A 22,139-nucleotide genomic window follows, 5' to 3' on the forward strand; every position below is an offset into this window, starting at 1 on the left:
ATCATGATTATCGATTGCCACGGCCACTTCACGACCGTGCCTGCATCGTTTCGCAACTGGCGCGCGAAGCAGGTTGAATTTGCCAACGACCCGGCCAACGCGCCGTCGCTCGAAGGCGCCCATGTGAGCGACGACCAGATTCGCGACGCGATCGGCAACGGCCAGCTCAAGCTGCAACAAGAGCGTGGCAGCGACCTCACGCTCTTTTCGCCGATCGCGGGCCTGATGAGCCATCACCTCGGCAACGAGCGCACGAGCCTCGAATGGGCCGAAGTGTCGAACAACCTCGTGTACCGCGTGACCGAGCTGTATCCGGACAACTTCGCGCCGGTGTGCCAGTTGCCGCAGTCGCCGGGCGTCGCGCCGAAGAACAGCATTGCCGAACTGCGCCGCTGTGTCGAGGAACTGGGCTTCATCGGCTGCAACCTCAACCCGGACCCCTCGGGCGGCTACTGGACCGGCACGCCGATGACCGATCGCGAGTGGTATCCGCTTTACGAAGCGCTCGTCGATCTCGACGTGCCCGCGATGATTCACGTGGCCGCCTCGTGCAATCCGTGCTTTCACGGCACGGGCGCGCACTATCTGAACGCGGACACTTCGGTCTTCATGCAGATCCTGCAGTCAGACCTGTTCAAGGACTTCCCGACGCTGCGTCTCGTGATTCCGCACGGAGGCGGTGCGGTGCCTTATCACTGGGGCCGTTATCGCGGCATGTCGCTGGAAATGCGCGAGCGTCCGCTTGAAGGACTGCTGAACAATATCTTCTTCGATTCGTGCGTGTATCACCAGCCGGGTGTGGAGCTGCTCACGAAGGTGATTCCGTCCGACAACGTGCTGTTCGGTTCCGAAATGATCGGCGCCGTACGTGGCAAGGACCCGATCACGGGCCAGTACTTCGACGACACGAAGCGCTATATCGACGCGTGCCCGGCGCTCAACGACGAAGACCGCTACAAGATCTTCGAAGGCAACGCACGCCGCGTGTATCCGCGCCTCGACGCCCGCCTGAAGGCGCGCGGCAAGTAAGCGCGATTAACAAGCGTGGTTAACAAGCGCGGCGCGAGCCGCGCAGAAACGGAAAAGTACAGAGGCACGCATGGCTTCTCAAATCGTTGATATTCATCCTCACATCATCTCGGACGACGAAACGCGCTATCCGCCCGCGCCATTGTTCGGCAAGCGCTCGGAGTGGTCGAAAGAGCGTCCGACCACGGTCGAAACGCTGATCGCCGCGATGGACGAGGCGGGCGTTGCCAAGGCTGCGGTGGTGCATTCGTCGACCACGTACGGTTTCGACAACAGCTATGTCGTAGACGGCTGCGCGAAGTACGCGGACCGTCTCGTCGCGGTCGGCTCGGTGGACGTGCTGCAACCGGATGCGCCGCAGCGCATTCGCGAGTGGACCGATCGCGGTCTCGGCGGCCTGCGTCTCTTCACGGGCGGCAGCACCAAGGAGTTCGATCCGAGCGAGCTGGACGACCCGCGTTCGTTCCCGGCCTGGGAGCTGTGCGCCGAACTCAATCTGCCGATGTGCATTCAGACCGGCCCGGTCGGCTTGCCGCAGATCACGACGCTCGCCCGCCGGTTCCCGACCGTGCGTATCATTCTGGATCACCTCGGCCGTCCCGAGGTCGCGGACGGTGTACCGTACGCGAAGGCGCAGAGCCTGTTCGACCTGGCCTCGCTCGAGAACATCTATCTGAAACTCACGCCGCGCATTTTCGGCGACGTTAAGAAGGAGAAGGCGAGCGCGGAGACGTTCTTCCCGCGCGTGGTCGAGGCGTTCGGTGCGCAGCGCATGGCATGGGGTTCGAATTTCCCGACGTCGCCGGGCAAGCTTTCGGAGATTCTCGCGACCGCACAGGCCGGGTTGCAAAGCCTGAGCGAGCAGGACCGCGAGTGGATTTTCGGCAAGACAGCGCTCGCGCTTTATCCGGCGTTGGCCTGAAGCGATGCATCCGGGCAGCTGCCGCGGCGCACGCATGTGCCGCGTTGGCTGAGTAACAAAGCGTTTGATCGAGAAAGAAGAAGCAGATGGAGACAACTCAACCAGAGCGAAGCGTGACAGCAAGCCGATGGAGCGTCCTTGCGCTTCTGGCACTCGGCGTGTTGATTTCGTTCGTCGATCGCACGAGCATTTCCAGCGCGCTCGCGGACCCGGGCTTCATTCACGGATTCGATCTCAGCAGCGTCGATCGCGGCTGGATCAACGCAGCTTTTTTCTGGTCCTATGGCGTGTTCCAGGTGCCGATGGGCTGGGTGGCGGACCGCTACGGCGTGAAATGGCCCTATGCGATCTGCTTTGCGCTGTGGTGTATCGCCACGACGCTGATGGGCGCGGTCACGGCGCTCGAAAGTCTGATCGTCATGCGCCTGATCGTCGGCGTGACCGAGGCGATCGTGATTCCGGCGAGCTACCGCTGGATTCGCAACAACTTCGACGAACGCCAGAACGGGCTCGCCGTGGGCATCCTCGCCATGGGCAACAAGTTCGGCCCGGCATTCGGCGCACCGGTTGGCGCCTGGTTCATCGTCAACTATTCGTGGCAGCTGATGTTCATCGTGACCGGGCTGGTCGGTCTTCTCTGGCTCGTGCCGTGGTTGCTGCTCGTGCGTAGCGACTTTCCGTCGCGCGCCGCGCTGAAGCAGGCAAGCCGCAGTGCCCGCACGGTGTCGCTGGCAAGCATCCTGTCGAGCCCGGTGGTCTGGGGCGGCATGATCACGAATTTTTGCTACGGCTACTTCACGTTCTACTGCATGACCTGGATGCCCTCTTATCTGGTCGAGCAGCGTGGCCTGTCGCTCGAGCGCTCGGGTATCTACACGTTTTTCAGCTTCGCCGGCATCGCGATCGTGGCGGCCGTGGCGGGATGGGCGGCGGACAGGATCGTCGCGGCGGGCTACAACGCGATCCTCGTGCGCAAATCGTTCACGATCGCGGGCTTCGTGGGCGGTTGCACGGTGCTGCTCGGTGCGTATGCCCATACGCTCGAAGGCGCGCTGTTCTGGAACGTGCTGTCGCTCTCGCTGCTCGGCATGACAACGGCGAACAACCTCGTGCTCTCGCGTCTTACGCTGATCCCGAAGCAGGCGATCGGCCTCGTGACCGGGGTGCAGCAGGTCGCGACGAGTCTGGCGGGCGGCGTTGCCGCGAGTCTTTCGGGCTGGCTGCTGCACGTTAGCCACAACTACGTTTTGCCGATGATGGTGATCCTCGTTTTCCTGCTCATCGGAGCGACGGCGACCGCGGTGCTCTTCCGTCCGGAATGGGCGCCGAAGGTCTCGGACCCGAAAGCGTCGCTTCAGGAGGCCTGAGCACCGCGACATCGAAGACGAACGAGATCGAAGCCTCTATTCGATTTGATCTGTATTCCGAAGTAATAAACAGCTTCAAGAAACACCCAATATTAGGCAACCGGCACGGCCGGTGGTAATTGACTGGAAATCACACATGGCGAAGATCGTATTCGGAATGGCCGTGCCGCACAGCGGCATGCTCGGGCAGGCACCGGAGGACTGGCTAAAGAACGGCGAGCGGGACCGGAACAACCCGGAACTGTGGTTCCAGAACCGCACGTGGACCTACCCGGAACTCGAAGCCCATCGCAAAGCGGCGTTCGAGCCCTTCCTCACGATGGAGGAGCGCACCGCGCGCGCCGCCCGCTGCCGTGCGGCGCTCGACAAGATGGCCGCCGCCTACCGCGAAGCGCGCATCGATGTCGCGATCATTCTCGGCAAGGACCAGAAGGAGATCTTCACCGACTTCTCGCCGTCGATTGCCATCTACACCGGTGAGGAAGTGCACAACGGGCCGCCGCAGCGCGCGGTTTACGCGCCTGACCGTCACGTCACGCACCAGTGCCATCCGAAGCTCGCGACGTATCTCGTCGAGCGTTTCCAGAACGAAGGCTTCGACCTGACCGATCTGTTCGCGTGGCCCGATAACGTGTGGATGAAGCCGTTGCCCGAGTACCCGGTGGTGCCGCACGCCTATAGCTTCGTCTACCACCAGATCATGGGCGACAACCCGCCGCCGCATGTGCCGGTCATCATGAACTGCTTCTACCCGCCGACGCAGCCCTCCATGTCGCGCTGCATCGAGTTCGGCGAAGTGCTGCGCGATGCAATCGAGGCGTGGCCCGAAGATGTGCGCGTTGGCATTTTCGCGTCGGGCGGCCTGTCCCACTTCGTCAACGACGAGGAATTCGATCATCGCATCATGAAGATGCTGGCCGAGTACGACTACGACGGCCTCGCCGCCGTGGACAACCGCTCGTACCAGTCGGGCACCTCGGAAATCAAGCTCTACGCGAGCGTGATGAAGTCACTGCAGGAAACCGGCGCCGAGATGACGCTCGTCGACTACGTGCCGTGCTGGCGCACGCCCGCCGGAACTGGTGAGGGCATGGGCTTCATGTACTGGAAAGCCGACTGAGCCCGCTTCAACCCAATTCAACGAGAGAAAAGATCATGAGCGACACCCGTCTGAACAGCATCATTCGCGCGTTCGAATCCGGCAAGCCGGCCTTCACCGCGTTCTCGAAGCTCGACAAGCAAAACGCCATCGAAATGAGCGACGCGCCGTATGAAGGCATCGTCTTCGAGATGGAGCACAACCCCTACGACGTGGCCGCGCTCGGCGACGCGCTGCAATACATGCTGAGCCGCAAGCAGATTGCCGAGTCGGGCTCGGTCGCCCCGCGCGTGACGCCGATCGCGCGCATTCCCGCCAACGGCGTGGAAATGAACCAGTCGTTTGCGAAGCAGGTGCTCGATCGCGGCGCTTACGGCGTGATCTGGCCGCATGTCTCGACGGTCGAGCAGGCCTATAACGCGGTGGCCTCGTGCCGCTATGCGCGTCCGAAGGGCGCGCCGCTCTACGAGCCGAAGGGCGTGCGCGGCGACGGCCCGGCCAACGCTTCGCGCTACTGGGGCTTGACCATGGCCGACTACTACAAGAAGGCCGACGTGTGGCCGCTCGCGCCCCAGGGCGAGATTCTCGTCGGCCTGATGTGTGAGAGCACCCAGGCGATTGAGAACCTGGACGACATTCTCGCGAACGTGCCCGGCATCGGCTTCATCCTGATCGGCGAAGGCGACCTGAGCCAGGAACTGGGTTGCCCGCGCGACTACGAAAACCCGATCGTGCTTGACGCAATGCGCAAGATCGTCGAGACCTGCCATAAGCACAATGTCGTGGTTGGCCATCCGCACGTGACGGCCAAGAATCACAAGCGCCTGATCGAAGAGGGCTATCGCATGCTGATGTCGGCGCCGTCGCGCAGCTACGGTGTCGTGGGCCTTGCGCGCGAGATGGCAGGGTACTAAATGAACGGTGCAGAAAGCCTCGTTGCTACGCTCGTCGATCGGGGCGTCGACATCTGTTTTGCCAATCCGGGTACGTCGGAAATGCATTTTCTCGCCGCGCTCGAAAACCCGAAGATGCGCAGCGTGCTGTGCCTTTTCGAGGGCGTGGCGACGGGCGCCGCGGACGGCTGGTATCGCATGAAGGACACGCCGGCCTCCACGCTGCTGCATCTGGGGCCGGGTCTTGCCAACGGGCTTGCGAACATTCATAACGCGAAGCGCGCGTCGTCGGGGATGGTCAACATCATCGGCGAACATTCGACTTCGCATTTGAAGTACGATCCGCCGCTTACTTCGGATATCGAAGGACTCGCGCGGCCGTTGAGCCACTGGGTGCGCCGCGCCGACTCCGCGAGTGCGATCGCCTGGGACGCCGCGAAAGCGGCGGACAAGGCCTCGGAGCATCCGGGCCAGATCGCGACGCTGATTCTGCCCGGCGACACGTCGTGGCGCGAAGCAGGCACGACGATCGTGCCGCCGCGCGAAACGGCGGCGCGCAGGACGCCCGACGCCGCGCGCATCGAGCACGTGGCGCGTGTGCTGCGCTCGGGCGAGCCTGCGCTGATTATTCTCGGCAACAAGGCAACGCGCGGTCTCGCGCTCGAACGCGCGGGCAAGGTGGCGGCTGCGACTGGCGCGCGCCTGGGCTCGCAGTTCTTCACTGCGCGCATCGAGCGCGGCGCGGGGCGCGTGCCGCTTGCCCGCATTCCGTATGCGGTCGCGCCCGCGCGTGCATTTTTGAAGGACTTCAAGCACATCATTACGGTCGAGACGAGCGAGCCGGTCGCGTTCTTCAGCTACCCCGACAAGCCGAGCCTGCTCAAGGAAGAGGGCACACTCGTGCATCCGCTCGTCGAGGCCGACGAGGACAGCGCGCTCGCGTTCGAGATGCTGCTCGAAGCGCTTGGCGCCAACGCGACGGCGCCGCTCGTGCAGCCGCGCGTCGAAACAGCCGCACCGACCGGCGCGCTCAATCCGGTGAGCATCGCGCATGCGCTCGCCGCGGCATTGCCCGAGAACTGCATCGTGGTTGACGAATCGCTCACGACGGGCCGCGAGACGATGGGCTATACGATGGGCGCGGCGCCCCACGACCTCATCAACAACATGGGCGGCTCGATTGGCTATGCCACGCCTGTTGCGACCGGCGCGGCGCTCGCGTGCCCGGACCGCCGCGTGTTTTGCATGGTCGGCGACGGCAGCGCGATGTACACGATCCAGTCGCTGTGGACCCAGGCGCGCGAGAACCTGAACGTCACGACGATCATCTTCGCGAACAACAGCTACGCGATTCTCAAGGCCGAGTACGCGAATATGGGCGCGGGCACACCGGGTGAGCGCGCGCTCTCGATGATCGACATCGATCGTCCGCGTATCGACTGGCAGGCCATGGCCAAAAGCATGGGCGTGCGCTCGGTCGCCGTGGACACGGCCGAAGCCTTCCACAAGGCGATGTCCGACTCGGTGCGCGAGAGTGGTCCGTGCCTGATCGAAGTTCGTCTGCAATCCTGATGAAATTGAAAAAGCAATACCCGCCAATCATGCATAAGGAGTGGCATCAATGACTACGCTGACCGGGGTGCCGACGCTGCGCACCAACCTGGCCGAATATGCGGTAACCAAGGCCCTGCGCGACGGCCGGGTAAAATCCGACCTCGTCACGCTCGACTTTTGCGGCCCCACGCCCGCCCACAACGGCTTCAAGGCGATGGTGCGCGAAAATGCCTTCGACGCCGGCGAGCTGGCGATCGTCACGTTCCTGCAGGCCAAGGCTTACGGCAAGCCCTATGTGCTGCTGCCCGCGCCGATCTCGGGCCGCTTCCAGCATCATTGCGCGGGCTTCAACATCGACTTCGGGCAGCTCGACCCCAAGGACATCGAGGGCAAGAAGGTCGGCGTGCGGACCTATAGCCAGACAACGGCGCTCTGGATTCGCGGCATCTTGCGCCACGAATACGGCGTCGATCTGGACAAGGTCACGTGGATGACGCTCGGCGACGGCCACCTCGCCGAATACAGCGATCCGGGCAACTGCCAGCGTTTGCCCGCAGGTTCGTCGATTCCGCAGATGATGCTCGACGGCGAGCTCGCCGCCGCGCTCCTTGGCGAAGACATGCCGAAGGACCCGCGCGTACGCACGCTCGTGCCCGACGCGCAGGCGGCAGCGAAGAACTGGTTCGCGCGCGAAGGCGTCGTGCCGATCAACCATATGTTCGTCGTGCACGAGCGGGTGTCGAAGGAACGACCGGACGTTGTGCGCGAAATTTACCGCATGATCGTGGAAAGCCGCGCGCAGACCGAAGGCGGCGTGCCGGCCGTGTTCCCGCCGATCGGGCTCGAAGCGAACCGCAAGGGCATTCAGCTTGCCATCGACTGGGCGCTCGACCAGAAGATCATTCCGCACCGGCTTTCGGTGGATGAGCTGTTCGACGATGTGACCGGCAGTCTCGGTCAATGAGCATGTGCGTCGGCCGGCATGCCGGTCGACGGTTAAAAGATTGCAGTGATGCGAATAAAAAATGGAGACTAGTATTGTGCGTCCCTCGCTTCAGTTGAAAAAGAGTGTTTTGTCCTGCGTCGCCATTGCCGCCGTCGCCACGTTCGTACCGGGCGCGGGCGCCGCAACGGCGACCAAGGGCGACTTGCTGATTTATCGCATCGGGCCGACGACCTCGGAACTCTATGTCGCCAATGCCGACGGCAGCGACGAACACCGGCTGATCCCGTCCGATGGCTTCGACTATCACGGTTCTTTCTCGCCGGACGGCAAATGGATCGTCTTCACCTCGGAGCGTGACGGTCTCGGTCATGCGAGCCTCTACCGCGTGCGTGTGGACGGCACGGGGCTGCAACGTTTGACTGACTGGGTCGGCATTAGCGACAGCGCGGTCTACAACCCGGCCAATCCGAATGTGATCGCGTTCGTGTCGTCGCGTCGCGGCAAGTCCACTTACGGCACGACCAACATCTGGACGCTCAACATCAAGACCGGCGCGCTGCACAACGTAACCGGCAACATCAAGTTCGACGCGGACAAGCCGCACAGTTTCTTCCGGCCTTCGTGGTCGCCGGACGGCAAGTGGATCGCGCTCTCTTCCGATATCGGTACCGACTGGCGCGGTCACAACCTGCCGGTCGGCTGGGAGCGCACCCAGGAAAGCGGCATCTATGAGATCCATCCGGACGGCACGGGCTTCAAGCAGATCACCGCGCGCGCTGGCTTCGCCGAAGGCTCGCCGTCGTGGTCCGCGGACGGCAAGCACGTGGTGTTCTACGAAACGCCGGTCGAATCGACGTGGGGCGCGCACCGTCCCGAGGCGATCGGCAAGGTCAGCTCGCAAATCGTGCAGGTCGATGTGGCCACCGGCGAGCGCAAGGACCTGACGGACACGCCGGGATTCAAGGTGTTCCCGCAATATGTGGGCGCGAGCGACGTCGCGTATCACATCAAGAATGGCGGGCAGGAAGGCTTCTATACGACGGACGGTGCCTCGCATGCCACGGCGGGCAGCGGCATTCGCTCGCCGCATTACTCTGCGGACGGCAAGAAGGTCGTCTACGAAAAGGTGGTGTACGGCAAGCCGTTCCACCCGAACGGCACGCCGCTCTACAGTTTCGATCCACAATGGAACTACCGTTTCGTCGATGTGTTCCCGCAACTCTCGCGCGACGGCAAGTCGCTCGTGTACACGGAAAAGGCGGTCGGCTCGTCGATCGTGGTGGCGAATACCGACTTCAGCGATGCGCGCCATATTTACGACCCGCTCACCAGCGGGCTCGATCCGAAGCTGATCAAGATGGGGCTCGCGGGCGCATTCCAGCCGACCTGGTCGCCGGACAAGCAATGGGTGGCCTTCGGCGTGGGCGGCTGGTTCTTCACGCGCAACCACATGCCAGGCCAGATCATGCGGATCAAGGCCGACGGCAGCATGGACGGCAAGCCGGAAGTGCTGACTGACGGCAAGGAGAATGCGGGCTTCCCGAGCTATTCGCCGGACGGCACGAGGATCGTCTATCGCGTGTGGAGCGACACGGACAACGGCCTGCGGATTCTCGACCTGGAAACGCACAAGACCACGGTCCTGACCACCGGGCTGGATAACCTGCCGGGCTGGTCGCCGGACGGCAAGAAGATCGTGTTCACGCGCAAGGAGATCAATCAGGACGACCCCAACAAGTTCCACTACGACGTGTATACGATCAATCCGGACGGTACGGATGTGAAGCGTTTGACGCCGCAGGGTTCGAATCAGGCTCATGCGACCTGGACGTGGGACGGTCGTATTGCGTACAGCTCCGGTGAATATGGCTTCCGCGACGAGCTTTCGCTCTATGACGAGACGTTCCAGCCCGATGGCCAGAACTGGGTGATGAATGCGGACGGCAGCGATCGGCATGCGATTACTGACACGGTCTGGGAAGATTCGATGCCGCTTTATATTCCCAAACGGTAAGGCTGTTTTTCAGGCAGATAGGGCAAAGGCACCGCGCTTGGGCGCGGTGCTTTTTTATGGTTCCTGGCAATATTTGGTGAAGGGCGCTGTCCGACCCATTGCTGCAGGACGATCTGTTGCAGTTCCAACGCGCACAGCCACTGCGTGCCACTTCGAAGGGCGACGGTAAATAGGGCAAAGGAAATTGCGTCGCATTAGCTGTTGTTCCACCGGCATCGATTCGCTGCGTGTTGCAGGCATGTGGACCGCTAGTCATGGCCCTAACCAGCGGCTGAACACCATTGGCGCGTGGGCGCGGAACTACCCTGCAAAAAATGTTAGTCGATTCTCAAGAGTACCGTGCGTGTCGCCGCATTGAGGCCAGCAGATTCGGTGAGATGTTTTTGAAGAAAGCACGCAAGGTCTTCGACTTTGTCAAAAGTATACATAGCGGTAGCCGGATCAAGGAGCCACCAATTGACCTTATTCGGCGATTTCCCGAACGCCATATGATGCCCGGCCTGGGAAAATGATTGAGGGAGTAGCTGAAGCGACCACTGCGTTCCATCGGTTGTTGCAACCGATTGCAGATCGCCTTGCAACGACGCGAGCGTTCTTTCGGTCCAGATTTCCGTCACGCGAGATTTGCCCCATAGCCACATGTCGAGCGTACTTTTCACGTTGTGATCCCGATATGCGGCCTCTTTTAGCCTCTCTATCAGATCCTGTCGTTTCTGAAAGAACTCGACGTCAGCGGTCTGGAACAGCTTCTGCTGGGCAGGGGTCCTGTCATGCAAATAAAACGACGCAACGGCATCGCAGGAATGTGACAACCCTCTGGGTATGCGGATGACGTTAGTTGGCGTGCACATGTCAATTCCATCTTGAAGTTGTCAGTTTTTACACCATCCTGTGTCAGACGGACCATGGCGGAATCTATTATTTTAGTTCGCGCGCCCCTGAAAAAACGCTGTCAATGAAACTGGATGCAATCTGGTTAAATATCTCTCCCTCTCTTCTGTTGGATCTTTCGGTGTTCGCCGCATGGATCACGAAGTCGTTCTGTATTTTCCAAACCTGCTTCGTGTCATACCATGTTTGCCCGCTGGCGAAGTGGGTGAACCCGGCCCTTGACTCCTTCGGAATGACGCCCTGACCATCGGCACTGCCTATGCCAGTCGGCTTCTTGTTCGAGGAGAGTGGACTCCAATAGCTATAGGCGCCGTCTCTACCCACACACATAAAGTAATGTGGCGAATTGCCGCCCAGTGGGTTGACCCCCTTGTAGGCTCCAATTTCATAGCCACCGGCGAGGTTCACTGGGTTCAACATCAGGACTCTACCTTTCGTGATGTCGTTCAGATCAACACACATGTGAGCCACCTCTACGTTGCGTGCTACAGCTTCATTCGATAACGCGCCGCACGATTGCCGCATCGGCGACGCATCTGCCTGAACCGCAACTCCGGACTTCGACGTCGCCCTCGAAAATATTCAAAAGGGATTTACCGCAATGACTCGCCGCGGTTATGCCGATTGAATGTCAAAACGAACAGTGATCGATCACGCAGTGTAGTTCAGCGTGAACCATTTTTCTCACAAATATCGCCATGCCTTCTTTCGTCGTGGTTTCGAAACTTTCATGATCCTGTCTCGATGCCAGATGTCTACAGTAAGGGCGTCCACGAATAAAGCGGCAATAGCCTCGCGTTGCATGAGTCGCCACTTATTGACCGCACACCGTGCGCAATCGATCTCCCGAAAGCCGCGAAGTACCTTCGTTATTGGCTAGCGCCGCCGAGGTTGTTGACCCTCGGCGCCCACTTCCGCTGCATCAGCACCATCGTGCTCGTTGCGCCCAGCAGCAGGAACACGAAGACTGCCATCATGGCAAAGGTGTAATTGCCGTTGCCAACATCAAGCAACCAGCCGGACAAACTGGCGGAAACACCGCCCGCGAGACTGGTAGCGACCTGCTGCAGGCCCGTATTCAATCCGACCGCGGGCTTGGGGATCAGTGTGAGCTTGCACAGCGCCAGATTATTGGCGGTCGCGAGGCCCAGCAACGAAAGCGAGAGCACATTCCAGAACAGCGCCATGCCAGGCGACCGTGTGTATGCGCCGAGCAGAACCGTCGTACCGCCAATGAATCCCGCGACGATAAACGCTTTGCGCACGACTACGGCGTCTTTGCCGCGCGCGATCATACGGTCTGCCAACCAACCCGCGAGAGCGGCGACGATCGCGATACCGGCGAAACTAAAAAACGTATAGATGCCGGACTTCTCCAGAGAGAGGCCGCGCTGTTCGACCAGATAGGCCGGCATCCAGGTCATGCAATAGAACGCGAAATAGCTGTAGCAGAAGTTGTTGATGAGACCACCCCAAACCACGGGGCTCGCGAGCAGATTCCGGAGCGGCACGGACGAAGCGCGCCGTGCGGCCGCCTTCAATTCGTCGCGCGTAGGGTAGTCGTTCCTGACCATCAGAAGCCAGGGCACCATCCACACAAGGCCGATGAGCCCTGTCACCATGAACATCGCCTTCCATGAATAAGCGACGATCATCCACGCCGCAATGGGCGCGCCGAGCGCGGGGCCCATCTTGCCGCCAATCGAAAAGATGCCTAGCGCGGTGCCTTTCTGGGTTTCCTCGAAATTGTTCGCGAGGTAGCGATAGGTCGCGGGTACGACGATCGCTTCGGCGAGCCCGATCAGCAGACGCATGACGATCAGCGCGGCAAGCGTCGTGACGAGCCCGGTGGCGGCCGCCGCGAGGCACCAGATCACGAAGCAGAAAGAGTAGGGCCGCTTCACGCCGTAGCGGTCCACGATCCAGCCCATGGGCATCTGTGCGAGACCATAGGACCAAAAGACGGCCGAATTGAGCCAGCCGCGCTGCACGCTCGACAGCGAAAACTCATGTACGAAGGCTTTGTCCGCGAGTGCGGCAGACAAGCTCGTTCGATCGACAAACGAAATCAGCAGGCCGAGTGAGAGCAGGACCAGAATGCTCCACGGGTTCTCGGCTGCCGGCTGCTTGACCTGGCAGGTGTCCATGGGTGTGTGCCTCTTGTGCGATATCTCGGGAACCGAGCGCGGTCGCTGCCCAACTGTGTTGGCAGGCTTGGCGGCGGCCGTACGCGTACAGTTAGTCAGATGTCGAATGCCATGCCGCGCGTGCTCAACAGGGCTGCCCGGCGCGCGCGCTGAGCCACGCGGGGGCGCTCTGCAGCGCGACCGGCCGCAGGAAGCGCGCTAGCGCCTCGTAGCCGACCGAGGTCGTGAACGGTTGCGTGGAAGCGGGCCACGGACCGCCATGCTGTTGACTGCGCGTCACCGCCACGCCGGTCGGCACGCCGCTAAAGAGCACGCGCCCGGCGATCTGCGTGGCGCGGCGCGCGACGCGGCGCACGTCGGGCGTGTCCTCGTCCGCGCCCCACAGCGTCACCGTCAGGCTGCCGCCAACCGCGCCCAGCACATCGACGATTTCGTCGATCGAACCCACGCGCACGATCAAGCAAGCAGGGCCGAAAATCTCTTCGTGCAGCGCCGGCGTGGCGATAAAGTGCTTCGCGCTCGTGCGCGCGAGCACGGGGCGCGGCGGCGCCATTTCATCGTGATCGGCGTTGCCGGCAAGGAGGGTCTGCACGCCAGGCGTGCCGAGCAGGCGCGCCACGCCCGCGTCGAAGGTGCGCTTCATGGCGGGCGTGAGCATGCGATGCGTCGGCTTTTCGCGCAGTTCGTCGCGCAGCGTATCTTCGAAGCGTTGTGCATCCGCACCTTCGAACAGCACGACGAGGCCCGGGCTCGTGCACACCTGGCCGCAGCCGAATTCGATCGACGATGCGAGCGTTTGCGCGAGCGCCTGTGCCTGGGTGGCGAGCGCCGCCGGCAGCGCGACCACAGGGTTGATCGATCCCAGCTCGCCATAGAACGGAATGGGGCGCGGCCGCGCATTCGCGAGGCGCCACAGCGCCGCGCCGCCCTTGAACGAGCCGGTGAACGCCACAGCCGCGATGTCGGGGTGATTGACCAGTTCAGTGCCGACCTCGACGCCCGCGCCCTCCACCAAGCCTAGCAGCGCGGTGGGAAGTCCTTGCCCGGCGATGACCGCGCGCGCGAGTTCGAACACCTTGCGCGAGAGCTTCGGGTGCCCCGGATGCGCCTTGACCACGACAGGGCAGCCCGCCGCCAGCGCGGACGCGGTGTCGCCACCGAGCACCGAGAATGCGAACGGAAAATTGCTGGCGGAGAACATCGCAACCGGGCCGAGCGGAATACGCACGCGGCTCAGGTGCGGGCGCCCGGCGGGCGGAGCCTCGGCAATAGCCGGGTCGTCGGTCAGGGCGAACGCGTGGCCCGCCTCGACGTAATCGGCGAAGCCGCCTAGCTGAAAGCGCGTGCGGTCGATTTCGCCATGAAGCCGAGCGCTACCGAGCGAGGTTTCCTCAGCGGCGATGCGCACGAGCGTCTCACGTTCGGCGTCGAGCGCGCTGGCCAGGGCGCGCAACAGCGTCGCGCGCGTGTGAGCGGATGACTGAGCCCAGTCGTCGGCGATATTGGCTGCCGCCGTGACGGTTGTGTGAATATGCGCGGCGCTATGGTCTTGAATCTGCATCAGTACTCCAAAGGAAGGGAACAGCTCGATGTTTCATGTGAATGCATACGGCACGTCCGAGGGCCGTGCAGGTGATGACAATGCGCCGCGCTGAAATGCATCAAGCGGCCATGCGCGACCCGCAAGACGGGTCGCCCATGGCCGCTTTCTCCTGGCAAACGGATCAGAAGTGAATTTCAGCCTGGAGCATCGGCACCGAAGTGATGGTTCCCGGCGCCGCGTGCGTCGGCGTGCCGTACATGTGATACCAGTACTCGTAGCCCAGACCGGCGTAGAGCACACGCGGGTGCCCAGCGAACGAGCCGAGGTCGGCGAGCAGCGCCATGCGCGTGAGGAACTCGGTCGTGGTTTCCACGCCGAAGCCGTCACGTCCCTTGGGGCCGGTCACGCTTGCGAAGCCGCGGAACATGAGCGGCACCGGGCCGACACGGAACGGATAGAGCCACGAACTTTCGAGGTGCCATGCGGTGTTGAAGCGCACATCGACGCCGGCAATGCCGTTGTGATTGCTTTCCGTGCGCAGCCCGGCCGTGAGGTTCCAGTAGCCATGCGGGATCGCAAACTCGACCGTTGGCCCGACCACGAGCATGCGCGCGCGCTCGGAGTACGAATCGTTCTTCACGCCGAACTCGTAGCCGATCGTCAAACCATAGTCGCGAATCGGGCCAATGCCGAGGTAGCGGCCGAAGATCTTGCCGGCGCTGAACTGCACGCGCCCGACGCTATACACCTCCTGTGCGCCGCCGCTTCGCGGACCGCCCGATTCCGGGTTGGCCGCGTTGGAAACGAGGTAGTCGACGTTGAACGCGTAGCTGCCGAACCGGAATCCGCCGATCGTCGTGAGGTAGCCGATGTTCTGCATCACCGTCGAATCGATGCCGGGATAGTGAAAGTCCGTGCCCCAGCGATAGCCGATGAACGTGTCGTTCCAGATGGCGGGCGGTTCGTCTGCCTGGCCGACGGTTTGGGGCGGTGCGGCGCCGTTCGGGACTTCCTGGCGCTCTGGCGGCGCGGAAGAGTTCGGTGCGGTAAACACCTCGGCGTGAGCGAACTGCGCCAGGCAGCAAAACAGGGCAGCGCCAAGGGCAGGCGCACGCAAGGCTAGCGTTAGGCTTTTCATGTCTCCATCCAGACTCTATTTATGTTGATGTCTTCGACCGGGGCGCGTAGCCGCATTGCGACTGCCGATTCGGTCGCACCGCCCGCCCTGGCTGTATGGTTGAACCATCCGGCGCAGGAAAACGCTGTTACGGTGGTGAGGAATATAAGTGGCGCGTTGGCGCTTGCCTTTACACAAAAATGAGATTCGCTGGCACTTTTTGCTGGCATCGCGAAAGTTTTTGTCGGCGCAGCCGTGCGCGAAGCCGGTATGACCTTGAAAAAATGCAAGCGAACCTGCGTTTTGTGTAGGGACGCGCGCGCCATCGTCCCCTACGCTTGACCCATAAGACAGACCGCGCCTTGAGGGCCAGGTGTTTTTCCCTGGTTATCGAGAGGCGAGGTCAGACAAGGAGACAGCGTTGACCGGAATGAACCCTCTGGCTGTTGATATCTTCTTTGGCGCCGCGCAGTTGCGCGGACACGTCGCCTCCTTCGCATCGCTGCGCGCCGGTCTCCCGCGGCGCTATCAAGCTTTATTCCCGACTGATTTCGACGCCTCTCGCATGGAACGCCCCCTCCAGCGAGGGTGACGACGCGAGCGCGTCTCGCGAATTCGTTTGTTTGGTGCCTTTGGTTGTTCCAATCAATAAGGTATACGAACGATCGATCTGAAAGTTGTGCCGCAACGGGAAACCTGCGGATTCGCTAACCCGTGCAATTAAAGACGGGAGTTAAACCAATAAGATTTCATCATGGAGACAGAATGAAAAGGTCAGTGATTTCCTTGTCGGGTGTGGCCGCTGCGTGTTGTATCAACGTGGCGCATGCGCAGTCGTCCGTCACGCTGTATGGCGTCATCGACAATGGAATCGAATATCAGAACGCGGGCTCGGGTTCGGTGGTGCGCGCGGTTTCGGGCGGTCTCTTTGCGAGCCGTTACGGCTTGAAAGGCAGCGAGGACATTGGCGGCGGCATTCACGTCAACTTCCAGCTCGAACAGGGCTTCAACGGCGTGACAGGTGCCGCATCGAATGCGGCCGAAGCATTCAATCGCCAGGCCTGGGTGGGTTTTTCCGGGGCATTCGGTGAAACGCGCTTTGGCCTGCAAAATACGCCACAGTATATTTTCATGAACCCCGAACTCGATCCGCTCGCGGTCATGAGCATCGCTTCGCCGATGAACAACTTCAACAGCCTCACCGTTCGGGTCAACAATGCAATTTCGTATTTCACCCCAACGGTTTATGGGCTGACGGCGCAGTTCATGGTTGCGATGCGCGACTCGACGACCAAACCGAGTAACGGACTCCAGTTCTATAACGCGGCGGTGCGCTATACGAACGGCACATTCCGCGCGGCGGCCGGCTATGAGCAGGCTGCGAATGCGGCCGGTACGTCGACACTGAAGGTGTTCAACGCCGGCACGTCGCTCGGCGTCGGCGCGGCCCGCTTCTATCTCGCGTATCACACGGAGCGGCAGACCGACAACAGCGTCAAGCGCGACGTCTACGAAGCCTCTACGTCGTACCGCATCGATCCGGCCAACCAGGTCGCGCTGCTTTACGGCTATGCGCACGACCGCACCGGAAAGGGCAACAACGCCCAGCAAATCGGCCTGAATTACGAGTATTACTTCTCGAAGGCGACTACCCTGTATGCGTCGGCCGGCTTCATCCAGAACCGCAACAAGGCCCAGTTCACGCTCAATGGGACCGCGTATGGCGGCATCGCGGGCGCGCCGGGCGCCGACACGCGCGGCGTGGTGCTCGGCCTCGTCCATACGTTCTGATGACGGCGGCGCGGGTGCGAGCCCACGCGCGCCCGGATTCGGGTAAGCCGCAGGTCGCGGTTTGCCCGAAGGTATGAAAAAATCCCCGCCTTTGCGCAAGACACCTGTAGCGTGTCTTGTTGTCTCGACAACGATCGAGCGTCCCCTCCGTTTTGTCGACCGCGCTGAACGCACCTCTGCGTTCGCGTATCATCGTTGTGCTTTTGTCCGGGCACCCTGGCTTGCGATATATTGTGCGTTCCGTGCACCGGATGAAGACGCCGTACCTTCGTCCAGAAAAAAATGAAATTCAGGCGGACACTCGTGCTGGAAAACCAGGGCGCGAACTCTGAATTTCAATGGCGACCGCAACGACCGGGCCGCCAAGGAGACTTTATGACACACACCGCCATGGCAACCGACCAACGCCACCGCGACGGCAAAGCCAGAACGAAGCGCACTACCGTACCCAAAGTCCGCTTGTACGTTGAACGCCCGGAGAGACAAAACTGGTTCGTGCACGTCGGGCACGTGACCGACCGGGGCCGCTGGCGCACCGAGCCTCACGCGCACCCTGCCTATGGCCAGGTCATCTTCGTGCGCAGCGGCCGCGGCGTGATGAATCTGGAAGGCAGCGCTGTCCCGTTCGAAGCCCCGTGCGCGTTGCTGTTGCCGACCGAGTGCGTGCACGGTCTCGACTACGCGATCGACGTGGACCGCTGGGTGGTGACGATCGAAGTGGCGTATCTGGCGCAGGTGAACGGGAAACTGCAGGACTTCATTCAACTGTGGACGTCGCCGCGCATGATCCCGCTCGGCGAGATGGCCGACGGCGGCGAGCAGTTCTACAGCATGGTGCAAAGCCTCAAGCAGGAGTCGGAATCTAGCGCAGTCGGCCATGTGATTGGCACGGAAGCCTTGCTCACGACGCTGCTGCTCATGCTCGTGCGCGAGGCGCGTCTGGATCAGCCCGGCAGCGAAGGCGAAACGCGCAACAACGTGCGGCTCGTCGACCGTTTCCGTAAGCTGATCGACCAGCACTACCGCGAGGACCTCGCGCTGCAGGATTACGCCTCGATGATGGCGGTGTCGCTCGTGCAACTGCGCGCGGCATGCGCTTCCGCGGGGGAGCAGAGCCCCACGAAGATGATCCGTGCGCGCATCATTACCGAGGCGAAGCGCAATCTCATCTTCGGCGAAATGTCGGTCGAGCAGATCGCCTTCGGGCTCGGCTTCGCCGATGCCGCTTATTTCACGCGGTTTTTCCGCCGCGAAGTGGGCGATACGCCGAGCCAGTTCCGCGTCACGGCCCGGGCTCAGACACAGTAAGGACACAACCACGAGCGCCGCCGCCCTTATTGCGCTCCAAAGCGCGGCGCAATAAAGGTGCGCATCAAAAAAGTGCTGGCGAACCCTTCTTTTGTGCAGGGACACGCGCGCACGCGTCGGTTACGCTTGATCTGCGCGCTTGCCTTGCCGGCGTCCGTCACGCACGGGCGCCCTTGACGCCATCATCGTGGCATCGCGAACGCGTGAGCGGCCAGGAGACGCCGCTCGCCGCAGCAGTCCGCCGCACGCAGCCTGGCCGCGTGAAGGGGGCTCGCACAATAACACTCATATTGCGTTCGTTCACCGACTATGGTTCAGTGCTTCCCCAAGCGTTTTGCCCTGCGGCGCCGATTGACGGCGGCGTTCATTCCGCTCGCGCTTGCGACGGCTTTTCACAGTGCGCCCGGTAGCGCCACGACACCGGCGGCCGGCGCACCAACCGAACTCGTCTACGTGGGCACGCAGGAACGCGAGATGCGCGCGCTGCGCTTCGATACGTCGAGCGGCAAGCTCACGATGATCGGCGCGGTAGGCGCGGGCCCGCGCTCGACGTGGGTCACGACGAACCCCCGGTTGCCGGTGCTGTATGCAGTCGATGACGACAACTCGCGCGAAGGCAGCGTGACCGCCTATGCCGTCGATCGCGAGAGCGGCATGCTCGCGCGAATCAACGAAGTCGCAACGGGCGGCAGCGGGACCACGAACCTCTCGCTGGACCTGCCCTCGATGACGCTGCTGGCGGCCAACTATGGCGGCGGCTCCGTATCGAGCGTCGCCGTGAATCACGACGGCAGTCTCGGCGCGCGCACTTCGACGGTCAAGGAAACGGGCTCGGGGCCGACGCGCCGGCAGGCGAGCGCGCATGCGCACAACGCTGTCGTCGATCCCTCGGGCCACTACGCGCTCGTGCCGGATCTCGGCGCGGATCGTGTTTTCGTGTATGGCTTCGATCGCGCCACGCGCACGCTCACGCCTGCGGACGGTGCGAGCGCACACCAGTTCGTCTTGCCGCCGGGCAGCGGTCCGCGCCATCTGGCATTCGGCGCGAACGGCAAGTACGTTTATCTGCTGACCGAACTGAGCGCGCAGATCATGGTGCTGCATTGGGACGCCTCGCAGGGACAGTTGACGCTCGTGCAAACGGTAGAGACCACGAGCCCCGAATTCCAGGGCGTGAAGAGCGGCGCCGAAGTGGCCGTGAGCGCCGACGGGCGTTTCGTTTATGTCGAGAATCGCGCGGAAAACGCGCTGATCGTGTACCGCGTCGACCCGGCGTCGGGCGAACTGACGCAAATTCAACGCACATCGTCGGGCGGCGAGAAGCCGTGGGGCTTCGGCATCGATTCGTCGGGCAAGTGGCTGCTCGTCGCCAATCAGCGTAGCGGCAAGGTCAATGTTTTCGGCATCGACACCGCAACGGGCCTCGTGTCGGATACCGGGCAGTCGGCCGAAGTGCCGACACCGGTTGCCATTGCGTTCGTGAAGTGACGTAAAGGGTGGCGGGACGGCGCGACGCACCGTCCTTGTGGAGAAACGCGGGTCCGTGAATTCAGTGTTATTCGAACTCCTAATAGAAAAATAAATTCAGGAGGCGCGGTACACGGCAAACGCATGGCGTTTGCGCCGGTGCGCCGGTTTCTGCACCATTCGAAGGGGTGATTCATGAAGCTGGTCCATCAACTCCCGCTGGCGCTGGGCGTCGCGCTGCTGAGCGCATCGGCGGCGGGCGTGTTCGGTATCGCCGAAATGAACAGCGCGGCAGATGCGTACGCGCGACTGATCGGCGTGGACGGCGCGCAGGCGCGCCAGGTCTCCGAGGCGATGGTCGCGTTCAAGAACCAGGTGCAGAACGGCAAGGACATCGTGCTGCGCGGGAAGAACCCCGGCCAGTTCGACAAGTACTGGACAGCGTTCCAGAAGTTCGAAGCGACATGCCAGGGCACGACCCAGGCACTTGCGCGTGAACTGCCGCCTGGCGAGGCGCGCACGAAGATCGAGCGCTTCAACGCGTTACATGCGCAAATGGGGGTTGCGTACCGCAACGCGATCGACCGGTTCAAGGCCTCGGGTTACGACACGGCGGTCGGCGACCTTGCAATGGATGGCCTCGATCGCGAGCCGGTGATCCTGCTGCGCGAAACCGGCGCGAGGATCGTCGAGCAGACCGCCGCCGCGGCCGCGCGGGCGAAAAGCCTGCAGCGTAGCGCGATGCTGGCGAGCGCCGTTGCGATGGCGCTTACCGTGCTGGCGGGCATTGCCGGTGCCGTTGTGTTCTCGCGCACGATCACGCGCAAGCTTGGCGGCGAGCCCGACGATGCGCGCGCCGCCGCACGCGAGATGGCTACGGGCAAGCTCGACATCGATCTGCCTGTGCGACCAGGCGACACCGATAGCCTCATGGCCGCGATGCGCACGATGGCCACCTCGCTCACCGGGATCGTCGAGCAGGTGCGCAACGGCAGCGAGGCGATCGCGACCGGCTCTGCGCAGATCGCTACGGGCAATGCCGATCTTAGCCAGCGCACGGAATTGCAGGCTAGCGCGCTGCAGGAAACCGCTGCGTCGATGGAGCAGTTCAGCGCGACCATCCGGCAGAACGCCGAAAACGCGCACGAGGCGCGTGAGTTGGCCGCGGGCGCTTCGTCGATCGCGACGCAAGGGGGCGAGGTCGTGAATCAGGTCGTCGAGACCATGAAAGGCATCGACGAGAGTGCGCGCAAGATCGCGGACATTATCGGCGTCATCGAAGGCATTGCCGCGCAAACCAATATTCTCGCGATCAATGCGGCGGTGGAAGCGGCGCGCGCGGGGGAGCAGGGCCGCGGCTTTGCGGTCGTGGCCAGTGAAGTGCGCGGCCTCGCGCAGCGCAGTGCCCACGCCGCCAAGGAAATCCAGGCGCTGATCGTGGACAGCGTCGCGCGCGTGGAGTCGGGCTCGTTGCTTGCCGGCGAGGCTGGAGCAACGATGAGCCGGATCGTCGAGGCGATTCATCGCGTGACGGCCGTTGTGGGCGAGATCAGCCGGGCCAGCGCCGAGCAAAGCGTTGGCGTCGAGCAGGTGGTGGCGGCTGTTGGCCAGATGGACCAGACGACGCAGCAGAATGCCGCGCTCGTGGAAGAAAGCGCCGCCGCCGCCGAGAGTTTGCGGCAGCAGGCGGCGTGGCTCGTCGAGTCGGTGACGAAGTTCCGTATTTGACGGGAGATTGCGAGTTATTTAGAAATGCTTATTTTAAGAATTTCACGCAAATCTCGTTAACCGCACTGCACACGCGGGCCACGTCGGCCTCGGTCATCTGCGTGAAGAGCGGCAGCGTGACCGTGCTCGCGCCGAAGCGCTCCGCGTGCGGGAACATGCCCGCCTTGAAACCGCGCTCGCGGTAGAGCGTGAAGAGGTGGATGGCCGGGTAATGTACGCCCGAGCCGATGCCGCGCGCTTTCAGCTCACCCATGAAGCCCGCGCGGTCGATCGCGAGCTTTTCGAGCGGCAGCGTGATCTGGAACATGTGCCAGTTGCTGTTG

18 protein-coding genes are annotated in these 22,139 nt (G+C 62.4%); 12 read left to right on the forward strand and 6 right to left on the reverse strand.

Annotated elements, in window-relative coordinates:
• Positions 1-3 precede the first annotated feature (3 nt).
• The 8 genes from U5A65_RS29345 (at position 4) to U5A65_RS29380 (ending at position 9,824) form a co-directional block, all read left to right on the forward strand.
• Positions 4-1,029, forward strand: coding sequence for an amidohydrolase family protein (locus tag U5A65_RS29345; protein WP_321914011.1), 1,026 nt, complete (start codon positions 4-6; stop codon positions 1,027-1,029).
• 70 nt (positions 1,030-1,099) lie between these two features.
• On the forward strand, positions 1,100-1,951 hold the full coding sequence (locus U5A65_RS29350) for an amidohydrolase family protein (protein WP_321914010.1): 852 nt from the start codon (positions 1,100-1,102) through the stop codon (positions 1,949-1,951).
• A gap of 86 nt (positions 1,952-2,037) precedes the next feature.
• A complete protein-coding gene (locus U5A65_RS29355) occupies positions 2,038-3,318 on the forward strand; it encodes an MFS transporter (protein WP_321948675.1) in 1,281 nt (426 codons plus the stop codon).
• 136 nt (positions 3,319-3,454) lie between these two features.
• Positions 3,455-4,438 carry a protocatechuate 3,4-dioxygenase gene (locus U5A65_RS29360; protein ID WP_321948676.1) on the forward strand — a complete coding sequence of 328 codons (984 nt, stop codon included), beginning with the start codon at positions 3,455-3,457 and terminating at the stop codon, positions 4,436-4,438.
• Positions 4,439-4,473: 35 nt separating this feature from the next.
• Positions 4,474-5,331 carry an HpcH/HpaI aldolase family protein gene (locus U5A65_RS29365; protein WP_321914007.1) on the forward strand — a complete coding sequence of 286 codons (858 nt, stop codon included), beginning with the start codon at positions 4,474-4,476 and terminating at the stop codon, positions 5,329-5,331.
• A complete protein-coding gene (locus U5A65_RS29370; protein WP_321948677.1) occupies positions 5,332-6,882 on the forward strand; it encodes an acetolactate synthase large subunit in 1,551 nt (516 codons plus the stop codon). It abuts the gene before it with no gap.
• 49 nt (positions 6,883-6,931) lie between these two features.
• Entirely contained in the window at positions 6,932-7,828 is an 897-nt protein-coding gene (locus U5A65_RS29375; RefSeq protein ID WP_321936701.1) for a phosphate ABC transporter substrate-binding protein, read from the forward strand.
• Between the two features lie 61 nt (positions 7,829-7,889).
• Positions 7,890-9,824 carry a hypothetical protein gene (locus U5A65_RS29380; RefSeq protein ID WP_321948678.1) on the forward strand — a complete coding sequence of 645 codons (1,935 nt, stop codon included), beginning with the start codon at positions 7,890-7,892 and terminating at the stop codon, positions 9,822-9,824.
• Positions 9,825-10,141: 317 nt separating this feature from the next.
• Here U5A65_RS29380 and U5A65_RS29385 read toward each other — a convergent pair whose 3' ends face one another.
• The 5 genes from U5A65_RS29385 to U5A65_RS29405 form a co-directional block, all read right to left on the reverse strand.
• Complete coding sequence (locus U5A65_RS29385; RefSeq protein ID WP_321948679.1) at positions 10,142-10,675, reverse strand: hypothetical protein; 534 nt, start codon at positions 10,673-10,675, stop codon at positions 10,142-10,144.
• Positions 10,676-10,742: 67 nt separating this feature from the next.
• Positions 10,743-11,135 (reverse strand): hypothetical protein, encoded by a 393-nt coding sequence (locus U5A65_RS29390; protein ID WP_321948680.1) that lies wholly within the window; start codon positions 11,133-11,135, stop codon positions 10,743-10,745.
• Between the two features lie 449 nt (positions 11,136-11,584).
• Entirely contained in the window at positions 11,585-12,862 is a 1,278-nt protein-coding gene (locus U5A65_RS29395; protein WP_321948681.1) for an MFS transporter, read from the reverse strand.
• A 124-nt stretch (positions 12,863-12,986) separates the two neighbouring features.
• On the reverse strand, positions 12,987-14,423 hold the full coding sequence (locus tag U5A65_RS29400) for an aldehyde dehydrogenase (NADP(+)) (RefSeq protein WP_321948682.1): 1,437 nt from the start codon (positions 14,421-14,423) through the stop codon (positions 12,987-12,989).
• A 163-nt stretch (positions 14,424-14,586) separates the two neighbouring features.
• The gene (locus U5A65_RS29405; RefSeq protein ID WP_321913999.1) at positions 14,587-15,543 is read right to left on the reverse strand and encodes a hypothetical protein; all 957 of its coding nucleotides are present in this window, start codon (positions 15,541-15,543) and stop codon (positions 14,587-14,589) included.
• Positions 15,544-16,287: 744 nt separating this feature from the next.
• Here U5A65_RS29405 and U5A65_RS29410 point away from each other — a divergent pair.
• The 4 genes from U5A65_RS29410 (at position 16,288) to U5A65_RS29425 (ending at position 21,816) form a co-directional block, all read left to right on the forward strand.
• Complete coding sequence (locus U5A65_RS29410) at positions 16,288-17,313, forward strand: porin (protein WP_321936706.1); 1,026 nt, start codon at positions 16,288-16,290, stop codon at positions 17,311-17,313.
• Positions 17,314-17,688: 375 nt separating this feature from the next.
• The gene (locus U5A65_RS29415) at positions 17,689-18,621 is read left to right on the forward strand and encodes a helix-turn-helix domain-containing protein (protein WP_321913997.1); all 933 of its coding nucleotides are present in this window, start codon (positions 17,689-17,691) and stop codon (positions 18,619-18,621) included.
• A gap of 351 nt (positions 18,622-18,972) precedes the next feature.
• Positions 18,973-20,109 carry a lactonase family protein gene (locus U5A65_RS29420; RefSeq protein WP_321948683.1) on the forward strand — a complete coding sequence of 379 codons (1,137 nt, stop codon included), beginning with the start codon at positions 18,973-18,975 and terminating at the stop codon, positions 20,107-20,109.
• Between the two features lie 174 nt (positions 20,110-20,283).
• Positions 20,284-21,816 carry a methyl-accepting chemotaxis protein gene (locus U5A65_RS29425; RefSeq protein WP_321936708.1) on the forward strand — a complete coding sequence of 511 codons (1,533 nt, stop codon included), beginning with the start codon at positions 20,284-20,286 and terminating at the stop codon, positions 21,814-21,816.
• A gap of 28 nt (positions 21,817-21,844) precedes the next feature.
• Here U5A65_RS29425 and U5A65_RS29430 read toward each other — a convergent pair.
• Positions 21,845-22,139 (reverse strand): DegT/DnrJ/EryC1/StrS family aminotransferase (locus tag U5A65_RS29430; protein WP_321948684.1); only part of this gene is annotated, 295 nt, incomplete at its 5' end.

Origin of the sequence: Paraburkholderia sp. J10-1 (assembly GCF_905220165.1) — a bacterium.
GTDB lineage: Bacteria > Pseudomonadota > Gammaproteobacteria > Burkholderiales > Burkholderiaceae > Paraburkholderia.

What these genes read in the sequence shown, in the direction of transcription:
- U5A65_RS29425 (WP_321936708.1), top strand. Translation starts at nt 20,284, where the DNA reads ATGAAGCTGGTCCATCAACTCCCGCTGGCGCTGGGCGTCGCGCTGCTG.
- U5A65_RS29350 (WP_321914010.1), top strand. Translation starts at nt 1,100, where the DNA reads ATGGCTTCTCAAATCGTTGATATTCATCCTCACATCATCTCGGACGAC.
- U5A65_RS29355 (WP_321948675.1), top strand. Translation starts at nt 2,038, where the DNA reads ATGGAGACAACTCAACCAGAGCGAAGCGTGACAGCAAGCCGATGGAGC.
- U5A65_RS29395 (WP_321948681.1), bottom strand. Translation starts at nt 12,862, where the DNA reads ATGGACACCTGCCAGGTCAAGCAGCCGGCAGCCGAGAACCCGTGGAGC.
- U5A65_RS29375 (WP_321936701.1), top strand. Translation starts at nt 6,932, where the DNA reads ATGACTACGCTGACCGGGGTGCCGACGCTGCGCACCAACCTGGCCGAA.
- U5A65_RS29385 (WP_321948679.1), bottom strand. Translation starts at nt 10,675, where the DNA reads ATGTGCACGCCAACTAACGTCATCCGCATACCCAGAGGGTTGTCACAT.
- U5A65_RS29380 (WP_321948678.1), top strand. Translation starts at nt 7,890, where the DNA reads ATGGAGACTAGTATTGTGCGTCCCTCGCTTCAGTTGAAAAAGAGTGTT.
- U5A65_RS29400 (WP_321948682.1), bottom strand. Translation starts at nt 14,423, where the DNA reads ATGCAGATTCAAGACCATAGCGCCGCGCATATTCACACAACCGTCACG.
- U5A65_RS29415 (WP_321913997.1), top strand. Translation starts at nt 17,689, where the DNA reads ATGACACACACCGCCATGGCAACCGACCAACGCCACCGCGACGGCAAA.
- U5A65_RS29360 (WP_321948676.1), top strand. Translation starts at nt 3,455, where the DNA reads ATGGCGAAGATCGTATTCGGAATGGCCGTGCCGCACAGCGGCATGCTC.
- U5A65_RS29405 (WP_321913999.1), bottom strand. Translation starts at nt 15,543, where the DNA reads ATGAAAAGCCTAACGCTAGCCTTGCGTGCGCCTGCCCTTGGCGCTGCC.
- U5A65_RS29390 (WP_321948680.1), bottom strand. Translation starts at nt 11,135, where the DNA reads ATGTTGAACCCAGTGAACCTCGCCGGTGGCTATGAAATTGGAGCCTAC.
- U5A65_RS29365 (WP_321914007.1), top strand. Translation starts at nt 4,474, where the DNA reads ATGAGCGACACCCGTCTGAACAGCATCATTCGCGCGTTCGAATCCGGC.
- U5A65_RS29370 (WP_321948677.1), top strand. Translation starts at nt 5,332, where the DNA reads ATGAACGGTGCAGAAAGCCTCGTTGCTACGCTCGTCGATCGGGGCGTC.
- U5A65_RS29410 (WP_321936706.1), top strand. Translation starts at nt 16,288, where the DNA reads ATGAAAAGGTCAGTGATTTCCTTGTCGGGTGTGGCCGCTGCGTGTTGT.
- U5A65_RS29345 (WP_321914011.1), top strand. Translation starts at nt 4, where the DNA reads ATGATTATCGATTGCCACGGCCACTTCACGACCGTGCCTGCATCGTTT.